Origin of the sequence: Serratia bockelmannii (assembly GCF_008011855.1) — a bacterium.
In the GTDB taxonomy this organism is placed as follows: Bacteria; Pseudomonadota; Gammaproteobacteria; order Enterobacterales; family Enterobacteriaceae; genus Serratia; species Serratia bockelmannii.
This window is the reverse complement of the sequence record NZ_VOUX01000024.1, coordinates 63,605-77,412: the sequence shown is the minus strand read 5'-3', so window position 1 is coordinate 77,412 and position 13,808 is coordinate 63,605. Positions and strand designations below refer to the sequence as shown.

General features: G+C 50.0%; 13 protein-coding genes and 1 pseudogene. 6 read left to right on the top strand and 8 right to left on the bottom strand.

Going from position 1 to position 13,808, the window contains the following annotated elements; translation table 11 throughout:
• Positions 1 to 367: 367 nt before the first annotated feature.
• Positions 368 to 994: a ParA family partition ATPase gene (gene parA, locus FOT55_RS12905; RefSeq protein ID WP_128885023.1), complete on the top strand. Its 627-nt coding sequence runs from the start codon at positions 368 to 370 to the stop codon at positions 992 to 994.
• On the top strand, positions 991 to 1,194 hold the full coding sequence (locus tag FOT55_RS12900; protein WP_128885022.1) for a plasmid partition protein ParG: 204 nt from the start codon (positions 991 to 993) through the stop codon (positions 1,192 to 1,194). The genes parA and FOT55_RS12900 overlap by 4 nt, the downstream gene beginning before the upstream one ends.
• A gap of 32 nt (positions 1,195 to 1,226) precedes the next feature.
• Here FOT55_RS12900 and FOT55_RS12895 read toward each other — a convergent pair whose 3' ends face one another.
• Complete coding sequence (locus FOT55_RS12895; protein WP_128885021.1) at positions 1,227 to 1,505, bottom strand: helix-turn-helix transcriptional regulator; 279 nt, start codon at positions 1,503 to 1,505, stop codon at positions 1,227 to 1,229.
• Positions 1,506 to 1,673: 168 nt separating this feature from the next.
• Positions 1,674 to 2,164 (bottom strand): annotated as a pseudogene (locus tag FOT55_RS12890) (tyrosine-type recombinase/integrase); the annotation flags it as partial.
• 99 nt (positions 2,165 to 2,263) lie between these two features.
• Between FOT55_RS12890 and FOT55_RS12885 the strand changes: the two are divergent.
• A complete protein-coding gene (locus FOT55_RS12885) occupies positions 2,264 to 2,485 on the top strand; it encodes a hypothetical protein (RefSeq protein ID WP_128885020.1) in 222 nt (73 codons plus the stop codon).
• A 528-nt stretch (positions 2,486 to 3,013) separates the two neighbouring features.
• Here FOT55_RS12885 and FOT55_RS12880 read toward each other — a convergent pair.
• From FOT55_RS12880 to FOT55_RS12850, 5 genes are all read right to left on the bottom strand, one after another.
• Positions 3,014 to 3,823 carry a site-specific integrase gene (locus tag FOT55_RS12880; protein WP_128885019.1) on the bottom strand — a complete coding sequence of 270 codons (810 nt, stop codon included), beginning with the start codon at positions 3,821 to 3,823 and terminating at the stop codon, positions 3,014 to 3,016.
• Positions 3,824 to 3,826: 3 nt separating this feature from the next.
• A complete protein-coding gene (locus tag FOT55_RS12875) occupies positions 3,827 to 4,477 on the bottom strand; it encodes a hypothetical protein (protein ID WP_128885018.1) in 651 nt (216 codons plus the stop codon).
• A 1,155-nt stretch (positions 4,478 to 5,632) separates the two neighbouring features.
• Positions 5,633 to 5,926, bottom strand: a complete 294-nt coding sequence (locus FOT55_RS12860; RefSeq protein WP_128885015.1) for a korC — start codon at positions 5,924 to 5,926, stop codon at positions 5,633 to 5,635.
• A gap of 15 nt (positions 5,927 to 5,941) precedes the next feature.
• Positions 5,942 to 6,730 carry a hypothetical protein gene (locus FOT55_RS12855; RefSeq protein ID WP_128885014.1) on the bottom strand — a complete coding sequence of 263 codons (789 nt, stop codon included), beginning with the start codon at positions 6,728 to 6,730 and terminating at the stop codon, positions 5,942 to 5,944.
• Between the two features lie 12 nt (positions 6,731 to 6,742).
• On the bottom strand, positions 6,743 to 7,243 hold the full coding sequence (locus FOT55_RS12850; protein ID WP_128885013.1) for a HEPN family nuclease: 501 nt from the start codon (positions 7,241 to 7,243) through the stop codon (positions 6,743 to 6,745).
• 385 nt (positions 7,244 to 7,628) lie between these two features.
• On the opposite strand from FOT55_RS12850, the gene FOT55_RS12845 reads away from it, so the two are divergent.
• The 3 genes from FOT55_RS12845 (at position 7,629) to FOT55_RS12835 (ending at position 12,617) form a co-directional block, all read left to right on the top strand.
• Positions 7,629 to 8,624, top strand: a complete 996-nt coding sequence (locus FOT55_RS12845; RefSeq protein ID WP_147823534.1) for a nucleotidyltransferase family protein — start codon at positions 7,629 to 7,631, stop codon at positions 8,622 to 8,624.
• A 3-nt stretch (positions 8,625 to 8,627) separates the two neighbouring features.
• On the top strand, positions 8,628 to 9,560 hold the full coding sequence (locus FOT55_RS12840) for an S-4TM family putative pore-forming effector (RefSeq protein ID WP_147823533.1): 933 nt from the start codon (positions 8,628 to 8,630) through the stop codon (positions 9,558 to 9,560).
• Positions 9,561 to 9,995: 435 nt separating this feature from the next.
• Positions 9,996 to 12,617, top strand: coding sequence for a TrlF family AAA-like ATPase (locus tag FOT55_RS12835; RefSeq protein ID WP_147823532.1), 2,622 nt, complete (start codon positions 9,996 to 9,998; stop codon positions 12,615 to 12,617).
• 66 nt (positions 12,618 to 12,683) lie between these two features.
• Here FOT55_RS12835 and FOT55_RS12830 read toward each other — a convergent pair whose 3' ends face one another.
• Complete coding sequence (locus FOT55_RS12830) at positions 12,684 to 13,628, bottom strand: GIY-YIG nuclease family protein (protein WP_147823531.1); 945 nt, start codon at positions 13,626 to 13,628, stop codon at positions 12,684 to 12,686.
• Positions 13,629 to 13,808: the final 180 nt, after the last annotated feature.

Sequence of the window (13,808 nt, the reverse complement as noted above, 5' to 3'; positions counted from 1 at the left end):
CGCAAGCGACTGGAACAACGTGGAGGGAGTGCGAACGGGTAAAGCAGCCGGCGGTAGCGAATACTTGCCGCAGACCAAGGCGAGGCTATGTTAGGCGCGGCGAGTTAATGGGTGACGCTGCAATGGAAACAACGGCAACACAGAGTTTCTTGGCCATAGCCTTAAAAGATTACAGAATCATAAAATCATAGGATTTCATAATTACAGGATTACAGGATTACAGGATTACAAAATCATGTGATTACATATTTACATAATCAAATAACTATGTGATTCTAATCGGAGATCCGCCAAGGATTACAGGATTACAGGATTACAGGATTACAGGATTACAGGATTACAGGATTACTCTACAGTGAGGTTATGTATGAAAACTAACGTTATTTCATTTTTGAATGGTAAAGGGGGGGTCGGGAAGACAACGACGTCTATCAACGTTGCAACCTGTCTGGCGAGACAAGGTTTCCGCGTAGTTGTTGTCGATACAGATCCACAGGCAAGTATTGGCAACTGGTATGAGGAAGATAAATGCAAGTTCGACCTGGCGGAAGCGTCTTCTGAGAAGGAGGTTTACACCGTTCGGAAACAGCTCACAGGTTATGACTTCATCATCATCGATGGCGCCGCGGCAATCTCGGCAATCTCATCGGCTGCAGTTATGGTTAGCGATCTCGTTTTAATCCCGGTAACACCTTCCCCGCTAGATTTCGCAGCATGCAGCGCAATTATTGCAGTTATAGAGGCGAGGCAAAATCTACAACCTATAACAGCCAGGTTCCTGATAACCAAAAAAGTGTCGTCTGCAAAAATGCTGGAAGTCCTCAAAGAATCCATTGCCGATACTGGCATCCCAGCATTAAAAACCGGGACAGGCCAGCGGCAGGCATACATCAGAACCATGCTGGATGGCGGCACCGTCTATGATACGACAGACAGCCAAGCGAAAGGAGAAATTGATGTAATGACCAAAGAAATCCTGGAGCTGATCCAATGAAGATGAAACTGGGACAACATAAACAGCTGAACCCGGCTCTGCAGGCTATTCAGGCCCCTAAGGGGCTGACGAAGAAACTGCAGATGAATATCGACGAAGACCTGCATAAGAGATTTAAGCTAGCTTGTCTGAAACAAGATAAGGAAATGACCGAGATCACTATAGAGTTGATTGGTAATTGGCTGAAAGATAATGAATAATCATGTAATCCTATAATTATTTAATTATAGGATTATACAATCCTGTCATCGTGTAATGATGTAATCTCAGACTCATATAATCCCAGAACTTTCTCCGCAAACCCCTCATCCAGTATATAGAAATAGCACTCCGGCACGTTGAGCACGCGTGCCAGGGCGCACATCGTCGTGAACGCCGGCGTGTAAGTACCGTTCTCGTACTGGGAGATCCGCGAGCGGGCGGTGGACTCATCGATACCGGCCAGCACACCGAGTTTTTCCTGGGTGAGTCCGGCTCGCCGGCGCGCGGCTTTCAGTCGTTGAGGAACCATAGGCTGTCGTCAGATAAGGGATTGACGACATGTTTAGCATCACTTAACATCAAACTTGTTTAGAGTTACTAAACATCTGAGACACCAACCATGCAGTACGCCAGAAAACACCAGGGAAAAAAATAGGCCGGTCATTTGACCGGCCTGCCTGTTTCACCTATCGGCCATTCAGCGCCGACCTTTAAGGATCGCCACCGCCTCTGCCCCCGGCATCGAGAATTGCACGCGCTGCTGCGCCGCCACATCCATGGCGAACACCTTGGTATACACCTCCGTCGAACTGATTCGACTTGTGTCCCATCAGGCTTTGCAGCACTTTCAGCGGAATCCCGTTATACAGCATGTGCATGGAGTAGGAATGACGAAACGAGTGCGGCGTCACCGGCACAGAGAAGGTCACCCCGTCTGCTGCAGGTGTGCCGGGTGCGGGCGGTGCGGTCAGTAATCTCCCAGATGCACGCTTTCTCGGTTCTGCCGGTACGCCTGACTGCCGGCGGGAGTCCTCCCGGCCGTTTCCCCGCTTTCTCCGCACGCTGTTTGAGTGTCGCCAGCTGCACAAACGGATAGGGTGGTGCCAGTGAAAAATCACCCCTGGTCAGGGCCAGCGCTTCGTTAATCCCCGCGCAGTTAGACATACAGGTCATTCTGTCCAGTTCCCTCAGTTGCATCTAGCACTTTTTGACGCGGCTAACACCTTGAAACCCACGGATTTATCCCCATATTCTCAATTCCACTAACCAATAGCTCTGGGCTTTTATATGACTAAAAAAACTTTAACTACCGCCGACCATAAAGGTATGGAAAACCTGATCAATGCTGCTCTTGATGGTTATAAGAACGGAACCTTGTCGCGTGACAGCGCTATGAATTCGCTGGCTCACGTCATGGCTGCAATCGATGTTGGTAACTATGCAGAAGCGCGGAATTGGTTCAACAATCCGGGATTACTGGATGACACCGAAAAACGCATTAACCCGTGAAAATCTATGTACCAAAATCATTCAGTAAGGAAACAGGAGAGAGTATGCATAAGCCGCTTAGAAGTGATGTATTAACAGGGCTTTATCACATTTATTGCATCGGCCAGTGCAGAATCAACTACGGCACGATGACCGCTGATGTTGAGATAATTTCGGACAGTGAAATTGTCATAAAGCAATATCACGAAAATATACCAGCATTTAACACTGTCCACAGAAGCCGCGATGGTGGCATAACGTGGGTTTTAGAGTAAACAGTCATACATTTAGGCCGCGCCAGCGGCCTTTTTTACGGCTCTCGTTTAATTACCCGCGCCGTTAGACATTCAGGTATTCTGTCCAGCTCGCGTTCCTCAATGATAAACCTTCCACTGACGCCCCCCGGGGACGCACAAAAAATGCTATCCAGCCTGGACATTCCGGCACTTTCGGAAAAATTGTCCATCAAAAATTTTTGCTGATCGTATTTTTTCGTTGAGGTAGAACGACAATCCGGAACAGTACAGGATGCCTTTATGCAGAAGGGGTTTACTGCCCCGGACTCAGGGCCTTCAGCATGCTGACCGCTTCGGCCTCAGGCATCTGAAACTGCACCCGGTGCCGCGCCGCCACATCCAGCGCAAACACCTTCGTATACACCTCGGTCGAGCTTACCGACTTGTGCCCCATCAGCGCCTGCAGCACCTTGAGCGGAATGCCGGCATACAGCATGTGCATCGCGTAGCTGTGGCGGAAGGTGTGCGGGGTGACGGGCACCGAGAACGTCACGCCGTCGCGCGCCGCGGCGTCAACCGCCTCCGCCAGCCAGCTGCGCACCGTCCGATCGGTGATCGTCCACAGCCGCGCCTTTTCCATCCGGCCGGTGCGCGCGTTGCGGCGCTCGAGCGGAATTTTCAGCGTGGCCACCATCGTCTGCAGCTGCGCGACGTACTGCGGATCGGACAGCGGCACCACGCGCGGCGGCGTGCTGGCCGCCGGCAACCGGCCGGCGCCGCGCGTGGCCTTTTCCGTGCGCTGCTTGAGGGTGGCCAGCTGCACGAACGGGTAGGGCGGCGCCAGCGCGAAATTCTCGCGCGTCAGCGCCAGCGCCTCGTTGATCCGGGCGCCGCTGTTCCACAGCGTGGCCAGCAGCAGTTTGCGGTGCAGATCCGGCACGTAGTGGAGCAGGGCGCTGATCTCCGGCGCCAGCAGGTATTTCGGGAGTTCGTCATGGACGAGAGCCATCTGGCGCAGCGCCAGCGCGGCCGGGTAGTCGATGGCGACCGGCAACGAAACGCCAGCCACCGACGGTTGCGCCGGCATCGCCGGGTAGAATGCCGGCACCACTAAACCGCTCATGTATTATTCCTCATCCAGTCGTTCCTCATTTCTAAACTTTCGCCCTTCACGCCAGCTTTGCCACAGGATTTTCTGCGGCGACCAGTCGTACTTGTCGAGGCGAGAAGAGGGCATGCCGGTGAGTTTGCGCAGACGTTTGGCCAGCAAGAGAGCCCGCAGGCCGAGGCGTGCATACTGATACTGCCTCTCTCGATAATAGCTGTCATGCCTTGAGGAAGTGTCGACTTCATCGCGGAAGTTAATCGAACCGCGCGCTTCAGCTTGCAGAACGCTCATTTCCCGCACCCGGTACATGATCGGGGGAGGCAGGGCACGCCAGTCACCGGTCACGTCATCAAATTCAAGGGAGTACACACTGACAGTAGGCCGGAATTCATCTCCTTCATCCCGCCTGCCATCATCTTGCGAGACTTCCGCACACATTTCCGCAAAGTCTTCCAGCTTGAATACCAGCTCCGTGGCGATGAAATAACGCTCCCCCGCGAGTTTCTGCTCAGCGGCCGCCTGCTCCCGTTTGCGGGTAAAGCGGTGCGTCAGCCCCACACCACCCAGCGCCGCCCCGATGGACGCCACCGCCGTGATGATCTGCGGCCACAGGCCGGGGCTGTCTTTGACGATCTTCACGCCCTCGGTGGCAATAAACCAGTCACCCATGTGTGTTCCTTATTGAGTGTAAAATCCTGTCTGCCTCACAGCTCTTTAATCTCCCCGGACAGCATTACGGAAATATGCTCAATAGTGAGTACGCTTCCTCTCTGTTGGATAAATCGATTTCCCAAATCTCCCGTAGGGATGAGCACATTGAGGAAGGAAGCGGCCAAAAGATCATTGACCAGTTGCAGCCGAAGGAAACGATCCGTCGGGCAACAACGTCACCGTTTACTGTAATAATCAGATATTGGGTAATAGGTACATCGTCGTCATCGGTGCTCAGCCTATTCTCATAGAGGGTGACTGTTTTATGACCGTCAGCAATCAGTTCATCAATCACGTCCTTATAAACCATCCTAGCTTTACCCTCTAATAAAATTATCACTTCCCGCAATCACCTTACCCCTTCCCCTCAGTGACGATGATCGCCCTCGCAGTTTCCTGCCGTAAACATCACTCACATTATAATAAGCAGCCATATAGCCACGTCATTAAATTACCGGACGACGGTTTTCAGGTGATCCGACTTTCTGGATTATGGCAACTTTCCGGAAGTGTACCACGGCGGGAAAATAATCACAGCGCGGTTGTCGGCCGAAAACCGCCGTTAACGATCACCCCGGCAAAACACAATATATAGAAGAAAACGCAGCTGAAGCGGTGCCACATGTTGTGGTTGCCGGGATGGCGGGGCAGGGTGACGATCCGCTGATCCGAAACAATGAGTTTTCGGATCTGCAGAGAGGGAAAGAAGAATTATTGCTAAAAAGTCACAAAAACCTGCACATTGTTGCGAATTGGGGATTATTGCCTGATGTGCAAAATTCTTTAATGACTAAGCCTTAAATAGCAACAAAGAGGAAAGGAAAACTTTTTTTCAGTTTTTTTTTCTAACCGGCCTTAAAGGCCGCCCCCCTGGCAGTAAATATTTGCAGATAAACACAGACATTAAGGAGAACAATATGTCTACATTAATAACTGCAGTATTAGCTGTCATCTATACCCTAATCGCCATCGGCCAGTTCATCTGGGCAATCGTGGTCGCTTACCGTGGTCTAACGTGGTTTTTGACCAATTTTGACGACCTTCTTCATATCTGGAAACGAAACTGGCGATTCCAGAGACGTTTCATACTCAGACGCATCTGGAAGCGTATCTTTAGTCACTGATAATGTTATCGAGCGGCATCCCCAGTCCAGCCATCCAGCACAGACAGCACCAGGTGGTGTACACCATCCGGGTCTGACCGGATTTCCATTTGCGGATGGTACGCTCGTCCACCGCCAGCCGGTGGGCCAGCTGCATGTCGGTCAGGGGGATCAGCCCCCGGACCACGGCGATGTCCCGGACCGAAGGCATCTGCCAGGTCTCTGTGCTGGCCAGTGTGTAAACGTTAAACGCATTGGTTTTGACCAGCAAGTGGATGTGCGCCAAGTGTGCTTGATTGCTCATCGTGCCATCCACCTGTCAGGAGCCACTGAGGCCAGGAACCCGGTGCTGCAGAAACTCAATTCTGGCAATGGCCGATCTGGACACAGATTTTCCCTCACAGTCTATGCCGAAAGTTGCGTTCCCGTCCGGCGGGAGGTCACGGACTGATGTATAGGCATATGCCAGAGCTGTTTCAAGAACTCCTTTTTCATAAACAATCTCCCCCTCGAACCAGACAATACAGGGATGAAGCACTCTGAGATAATGCGGTTTAAGATCGTGACCATATTTCTCCTGGTAGGCATTACAGACATCCTCGACCAGCTCCGGCAGCCAGAGGTAATCATGCTGTCCATTTTCACTGGCGTTAAAATGTAATTCCCGGACTAGATGACCATAAGGTCCCCAGTGCATTTTATCGCCGGTTCTGAGCTGAAACATCTCGTCCGGGACGCCCCCCGGAACATCCCATTCCCGCAGGTTTTTACGGACCATCTCACTCGGGGCCAGCTCGAGCAGCATTTTCATGGCGAGTGGCTCTGACTGATTTAGCGCCAGTAACCCCGCCGGAAAAGTATTACCGGCGAAAGTCCGGGTACCATGAAACCACAGAGCTCGGGTGAATGGACCAGGTTCGCCCAGTTCCGCACAGACGTACTCTCTCAGGTAATGGGGTGCATCAACCAACAAGCGAGGATTAAGCTCGTAGATACTTTCAAGATCGAGCGAAAGCAGTAATTTTTTCAGCTTTTCTGGGCTACAGCCAAACCCGGCAGATAATGTATGCAACGCCTGAGGTCGTGAGGAACAATCGAGAATCAACATTGTGTAAATCCCTTACAAATCCAATACGTTAACAGCTCTGGCTCGACGGCGGGCCATATTGTCGAGCAGCAGGGTCGCATAATATTTCAAAAAGGGTAAAAGCTCCGGAGCGCTGAACCTGGCGTAGACGTCCCCATCTCCCTGGGATTCCCTGAAAACAATCCAGTCTACAAGGTGTGCATCGTTGACTGACTCTACCTGGACACAGAAATGAGCCACTGAATTCCGCATCTTATGGATCAACTCCCGCAGGTTCATTTCGGGTCCGGGCAGCTGTGACTCATGTAATCCCATTTCAGCTTTAAGCTGCAGCGTTAAACGTTCGGCAGGCAGGAAAGAGAGCGCCCTCTCTTTCGGTAACACGATAAGACCCAGAAGGCAATTCAGGGTCAATGTGTAGTTGTACTGCTCCCTGAATGGCTTGCCCTGCACCTCAATCATTTCGTTATATTGATCAATAAGCGCCAGTGTTCGCTGAACAAAATCGGTCTCAAAATCTGAATAATTTCCCATTTAACCCTCCCGTTCCGGTTCGAGAATCCACTATATCATCCGGTCAGCCTGACGGCTCAGGTACGGCATTTCCGATTATTGGGGTTTTCGGATCTCAGGAGGAATGCAGAAGGATTTGTGCTTATAATGCAATACTAATTATTGGTTTTAAACATAATCGCATTATTGCTTATTTAGCATTAAAAATTGAAAATATTTGCATTACATTCAATAAAAGAGCGAGGCTCTTATTTCCCCATGTAAATTTTAAGGCCTTGTAGAAAGCGAGACGGTAGTGAACTTGCGGAACTAAGAATAAACTGTCTCGACCCTTTCAGGGCACTGGAGTGTGCAGATGTACGTCAGAGCCCTGCGCCTTTTGCAATAAATAATTAAAGGACTGAACATGGCGACCACAGTAATAGCTGCCTTTAACGAATTTATGAAAGATTCCGTGAATCTCAAAAAGGCAGATACCGATGACGCGCGTGCAAGTCGCGACTGGCTTATCGGTAAGATGAATGATTTTGAGAAGGACGATAAATTTCCGGTGAGTTATCCAGCGATCCATATTGCCTTTGGTTCCTTTGCCAGAAGAACCAAAATCCGTCCTCTGGACGATATCGATCTGATGTTCGGCTTATCCGCGCAGAGTGCCACCTATAACGTTCTGAGTGACCGGATCACTCTGACCTCTTCCGGCGAGGGGTCGCGCCTGCACGGGTATCGGCATTCCGGAGCTGACACTATCTGCTCCGTCAGAATTCTGAATGCCTTTAAAAACCGCCTGCAGGACATTGCCCAGTACGCCCAGGCTGATATCAGGCGTAACCAGGAAGCCGTCACGCTGAAACTGGTCAGCAAGGACTGGAATTTTGACATCGTACCCTGCTTTATTACCAGCGAAGATGCCTTTGGACGGACTTACTATCTGATCCCCGACGGCAAAGGCCACTGGAAGTTTACCGACCCCCGCAAAGACAGGGACAGAGTCACAACTGTCAATGTGCAGAATGACGGCAATGTGCTGAATGTCATCAGGGCAGTCAAGTACTGGCAGCGGCGTCCGACGATGCCCTCCATGAGTTCCTACCTGCTGGAGACGCTGATTCTGGACTATTACGCCGGCAGGGCAGCCTGCTCATCGTTTGTCGATATGGAGCTGGAAGCGCTTTTCCGCCATCTCGGTCTGTACGTACAGTTCTCCGTCAACGATCCCAAAGGCATACAGGGAGATATCAACTCTCTTTCAGCCGAGGCGCGTAAGGCGATTTCGGACAGATGTTATCTCGATGCGCAGAAGGTATCGGAGGCGAGATGGTTTGAGGAGAACAAAGAGTATGAAAAATCCATCAATAAATGGCGCGATGTGTTCGGGCCGTTCTTTCCTGTTTACGGGTGAACCATGAATGCCATTTACACTAACCAGTCGACCAGAGAAAACCTGGATTTACTGTATGCGCAGGCCCGTGTTTACGACAGGGTAAAAAACTGGAACAGGCTGAATTTTATCTTCAGCATCATCGTGCCGTTCCTGCTTTCGCTCGTTACCGTATACAACCGGAGCCGGGGCTTTGTCGATTCAGAGCTGCTGTCTTCACTGCTGGGGTTGTATGGACTCCTGGTGCTTACTTTTAACATTATCATCAGCGGACACATCGCGGCACTGCGCAGGAAGGCAGCCTCAATCCAGGAAATGTACGACTGCCGGGTACTGGGCATCCGGCGCAATGACCTGAAGGTGGAGGAGATCCCACGGGATGACATCATCCGGGCAGCTGCCTATTTCAGGGACAGTCCGGAAAAAGCACGAAAGCGATTTGGCGAAGAGGGGTGGTACGTCAGTAAAGTGTATGACGCGCCGCTGGCCGTAATGGCGCTCCTGTGCCACGGAAAAAACCTCGGCTGGGACAAATCGCTCAGGGAGGTGCTGCACGTATTTTATCTTTCAGCTTTTATTGTCTCGCCTGTCGCGATGCTTGTTTACGGCATCGCCATGAAATCCGGGCTGAATGAGATCCTATTCTATGTGGTGTTCACACTGCCGGTCATCCGCTATTTCTTGCTTCAGTTTCTGGATAATCGCAGCAGTATGAAAAGAAGCGAGAAGCTGAAAAAGTACGTTGAGAAGGAATTATCCGGCATCAGGGTGTCCGGAAGGGCAGAAGAAGAGCAACTGGGTTATACGCTCCGGAATATCCAGGATGAGATGTTCGCCTACCGGGCCTCATGTCCGCCCGTTCCCAACGGTATTCAGCTGATAATGAAGCCCAAAAATGAGCGAATTTATGTTGATTACTTTGAAACGAATCTGAAGGGGCTGCACCTTCAGGAGTAATCCCTCCTTAGCTCCGGTGTAGGATTTACGTATGCCGGAGCACATCACGATAAACCATTCAGGTTGCTTGGCAGCCAGCGTAAACACATAGTCATCTTCACCTCAGATAGTTAGCATCCGGCTTTAGGGGTTTTCGGATCTGTGTGAGAAAAGAAAGGAGCCAATGCTAATAATGCAATAATTTATAATTATTATTGCCATTTCAGCACTATTGTTATAAATGCAATAATAACCAGACGCTAATGCCAAAAAAGAAACATCTGAAGATGTTGCCGCGCGCTCTCATCCGCAATCTGAATGCGGTTCTGGTTCAGATCAAATATTTATTAACTGGTGACGGAAATAAAATGAAGTCGGAACGGGATCGCCCTAATATAAATGAAATTATGCGGAGCCTCCGGGCATTCATCAGCGACTGAATAAAGGTATCAAGGAATGTATCCCGTATTTGAGAATGGATCCTGCTGGGTCAAGGTGGATTTTCATCTTCATACCCGTGCAGATAAAGAATTTCGCTATGCCGGGGAACCCGACAGATATATTCGCGACTACGTCTGTGCCCTAAAAGCGGCTGGAGTGGGAGTAGGCGTGATCACCAACCACAATAAATTCGATCCCGGAGAGTTTAAGGCATTACGCAAAGCCGCGCGCCGCGAAGGCACTGAACTGCTTCCCGGCGTGGAACTGTCTGTTAATGATGGTCAGGCCGGCGTGCACACGCTTGTGGTGTTTGCCGATGACTGGTTTATCAACCCGCAGCAGACGAATCATATTGAAAGTTTCCTGACGGCCACGTTTGCGGGCGTTGATAATTTTGAGAACGAAAATGCCCGTTCAACAGAAAATATCACTCAGACCATCCAGCGCCTTGACCGGTATGAACGGGATTACTTCATTGTGTTTGCCCACGTGGAAGCTCCTAACGGATTATGGGGCGGACTGAGCCCTGGTCGGATCGTGGAGCTTTTTGATAATGAGCTTGTCCGCCGGCGCGTGATGGGATTTCAGAAGGTGATGACCCACGACCTGCGGGTCAAAATTCACGGCGTTCTCGGTAGGCGCTATCCTGCAGAAGTTCAGGGATGCGATGCCAAAACGCTGGATGACATCGGCGCCAGAAAAGTCGCCAGCTATCTGAAGCTGGGTGATTACAATTTTGAAGCTGTCCGATTTGCTCTGCAAGATTTCCCGCACCGCGTCAGCGGGGAAAAACCGGCCCTTATGCACAGCCATATCCGTCAGATAGCATTCGAGGGAGCCGGTTCGCTCGGCGGAACCGTGGTGAAATTATCTCCGGAGCTGAACACCCTGATTGGGATCCGTGGCAGCGGAAAATCCTCCATACTTGAAGGGATCCGCTATGCCCTGGACATTCCGTTTGGCGAGAAGGCCTCTGACCGCGACTACAAAGAAAATCTGATAAGTAATTTACTCAAAAGCGGGGGGAAAATTACCGTCGACGCCGTGTGCCGTCTCGGGCGGGCATATCAGATAACCCGCATTTTCGGCCAGGAACCGCAGGTCATTTTTGACGGCCAGGCCAGACGCGGGGTCGCGCTCCGGGAAACGGTTCTGCACAAGCCAGTGTATTTTGGCCAGAAAGATCTGTCCAATACCGGCGCAGGGTTTGAACACGATCTGATTGAAAAGCTGGTCGGTGAGCGTCTGGTTCCCGTGCGAGAAAAAATCCGGCAGCAGAATACAGTCGTGCTCGACAGGTTACGCCTGCTTCGTCGCCTGAAAAAATCGGGAGAAGCACTCTCAGAATGGCAGGCAAAAAAGGCGGATGCGCATTTCCGCCTGCGCTTTTATGCCCAGCATGGCATGGAAGAAAAACTGGAACTGCAGACCACCTTCGGGAGGGATGAGCGCTATCTCAGCAATACCTCTGCCCAGGCAACCCAAGCGCTGGACAGTCTGCAGGACGATATCAGGGAGACACTGGACGAGCTGAAGCAGGAGCAGAAACATGAATCAGCGCATAACCAGGCCGAGATCGATGACTATCGTGAGGGATATGATCGCTTCACGACCCATCTCAACTCCCTGAACACCATCGTCGACGGCGCCCGCCAGCTCCTCACAGAACTCGATACTAAGCAGCAGGCCTTCCAGCAGAAAAAGCAGGCGCTGACGGAGGAATTTGCCGAAATAGAGCGGGGCCTTGCAGAAGAGTTGCGGCGGGTCGGGGTGGAAAAAGCCGATCCGGCCGACTTTCTGAAGCTGAAGACTGAGCTGGAAACTGCGGAACAGAAAATAGATGAGTTAACCCGGGCTGAAACCAGTCAAGCGTTACAGGAGAAGAGCCTGACAGAAGCGCTGAGCCGGTTGGCTGAACTCTGGAGGGAAGAGTATAACGAAATTGAAGCCGTGCTGGCCACAATCAACCGGGCAGATTCGCCCCTGAAGATCGTGCCGGCCTTTGCAAGCGACAAAAAAGCCATGCAATCAGTTCTGAAAGAAACGTTTACTGGCAGCCGGTTGCGGGAAAGTACCTACCAGACCGTAGCTGACAGCTTCAGCGATTTTGGCGAACTCTGGCTGAACAGGGATAAACTCCAGGGGATTATCAACGGCTCTGCAGAGACGTTCGGAGTGTATCTGGAACAGCAGATAGAATCGCTGATCGTCTGGCAGATCCCGAATATCTACACCATTGAATTCCGTGGCAAACCACTGGAACAACACTCGCTGGGTCAGCGCGCCTCCGCATTAATGCTGTTTGTCCTGAACCAGCAGGATAATGATGTGGTGATCATCGATCAGCCCGAAGATGACTTGGACAATCAGACGATTTATGACGACGTGATTAAAATCATCCGAACGATGAAACCCCGCACCCAGTTTATCTTTGCTACTCACAATGCCAACATCCCGGTTCTGGGTGACGCTGAGAATGTCTGTGCCTGTGAATATGCCAGCGGCAGGATCCAGGCTGCCGGTGGAGGTGTGGATGCTCCTCATGTACAACAGCACATTATTTCGGTGATGGAGGGCGGACGGGAAGCTTTCGAACGGCGTAGGGAAGTTTACGGCTCATGGCTCAGTAAAACCTGATGCCATCATGTTTACTGAGCATACAGAAAAAGCCGCAAATGCGGCTTTTTCAATCAAAACGTAACGTCACAACCAGCCGACGCTCTCTCTCCATTTATAATTAGTAACTTTATCATTTTCGCTTATTTTTTTAGAGATAGAGCGAGGTTCTCTTCCTAGGTATTCAGATATTTCTGTCGGGGACAAATCAAAATCGACAAGCATGACTCTAAGTTTTTCCATTTCCTTTAAAGTCCAGGGTTTGCCAAAATTTTCATAAAGAGATACCTTATGCTCCCTGATAGTTCGCTTTCTCTGAATTTCGCTTTCCCTCTGAAAAATCTCGTTTTTAAACTGTGAACGGAACTCTTTACAGAAATTTCCATCCGTTTCCTTGTTATACAGGTTACTAAAAATAAGTTGGGATGCCGGATCTAAATCAGGTGCATCAATAATAAAAACCTTGACCTTTTCCATATGCGGGAATTCAATTTTACCCAATATGCTTAGTTGCTTTATATTAAAAAACCCTCTCAAATAAAAAGATTTAATGAGCTTTGATTGAATTACACTTTCAATTCTGCTTGCATTTGAATAACAGTAACCAGCCATTGGAAGGGCCCATACTACCAGTTGAGGAATATATTTTTCTAATGCAATGCTCTGCCAGTCAGTATCAAAGGTTTGGTTTTTTGCTAGCATGTTTTTCGGCAAATCAGAATATAATGTTGTAGATGCCCATATCTTATAATCCTTCGCCAAGGCTTGATAGTGCTTAGTGTGGTTATGAATTTTATAAGCTGACATGAAGCGATACACATCATCATCGTGACCCGCGGCGTAAATTGTTCGGTTTCCTCTCAGGTAACCGTCGTAATGTTCGTTTATCCTTCTACCTACATTACAACTTACCCCAACGTAAACCACACGATTGAAAAGTCCTTTATGGACAATAAGATAAACTCCACTACAGCCAGATTTCCTAGCCTCTGATATAGAACCTAAAAATCTCCATTCCATAATTAAATCCATTATTATTGCTACTTTTTTTGTTTATCATTATTTTCGTGAAACTTCAACAAATCAACCCAAGATCTAAGGGAAAAGACTTATATAATTATACTGACCTGCTCCCTGTTGATTCACACAGAATGCTGTTAGCAATGTCCGTTCCTCGCTCGCAGCAGCCTGTCATAACCGCTCAAAAAAAGG

Bases quoted from the DNA above. Each gene is read 5' to 3' on its own strand.
- parA (WP_128885023.1), top strand. From the start codon at position 368: ATGAAAACTAACGTTATTTCATTTTTGAATGGTAAAGGGGGGGTCGGG.
- FOT55_RS12900 (WP_128885022.1), top strand. From the start codon at position 991: ATGAAGATGAAACTGGGACAACATAAACAGCTGAACCCGGCTCTGCAG.
- FOT55_RS12895 (WP_128885021.1), bottom strand. From the start codon at position 1,505: ATGGTTCCTCAACGACTGAAAGCCGCGCGCCGGCGAGCCGGACTCACC.
- FOT55_RS12885 (WP_128885020.1), top strand. From the start codon at position 2,264: ATGACTAAAAAAACTTTAACTACCGCCGACCATAAAGGTATGGAAAAC.
- FOT55_RS12880 (WP_128885019.1), bottom strand. From the start codon at position 3,823: ATGAGCGGTTTAGTGGTGCCGGCATTCTACCCGGCGATGCCGGCGCAA.
- FOT55_RS12875 (WP_128885018.1), bottom strand. From the start codon at position 4,477: ATGGGTGACTGGTTTATTGCCACCGAGGGCGTGAAGATCGTCAAAGAC.
- FOT55_RS12860 (WP_128885015.1), bottom strand. From the start codon at position 5,926: ATGAGCAATCAAGCACACTTGGCGCACATCCACTTGCTGGTCAAAACC.
- FOT55_RS12855 (WP_128885014.1), bottom strand. From the start codon at position 6,730: ATGTTGATTCTCGATTGTTCCTCACGACCTCAGGCGTTGCATACATTA.
- FOT55_RS12850 (WP_128885013.1), bottom strand. From the start codon at position 7,243: ATGGGAAATTATTCAGATTTTGAGACCGATTTTGTTCAGCGAACACTG.
- FOT55_RS12845 (WP_147823534.1), top strand. From the start codon at position 7,629: ATGGCGACCACAGTAATAGCTGCCTTTAACGAATTTATGAAAGATTCC.
- FOT55_RS12840 (WP_147823533.1), top strand. From the start codon at position 8,628: ATGAATGCCATTTACACTAACCAGTCGACCAGAGAAAACCTGGATTTA.
- FOT55_RS12835 (WP_147823532.1), top strand. From the start codon at position 9,996: ATGTATCCCGTATTTGAGAATGGATCCTGCTGGGTCAAGGTGGATTTT.
- FOT55_RS12830 (WP_147823531.1), bottom strand. From the start codon at position 13,628: ATGGATTTAATTATGGAATGGAGATTTTTAGGTTCTATATCAGAGGCT.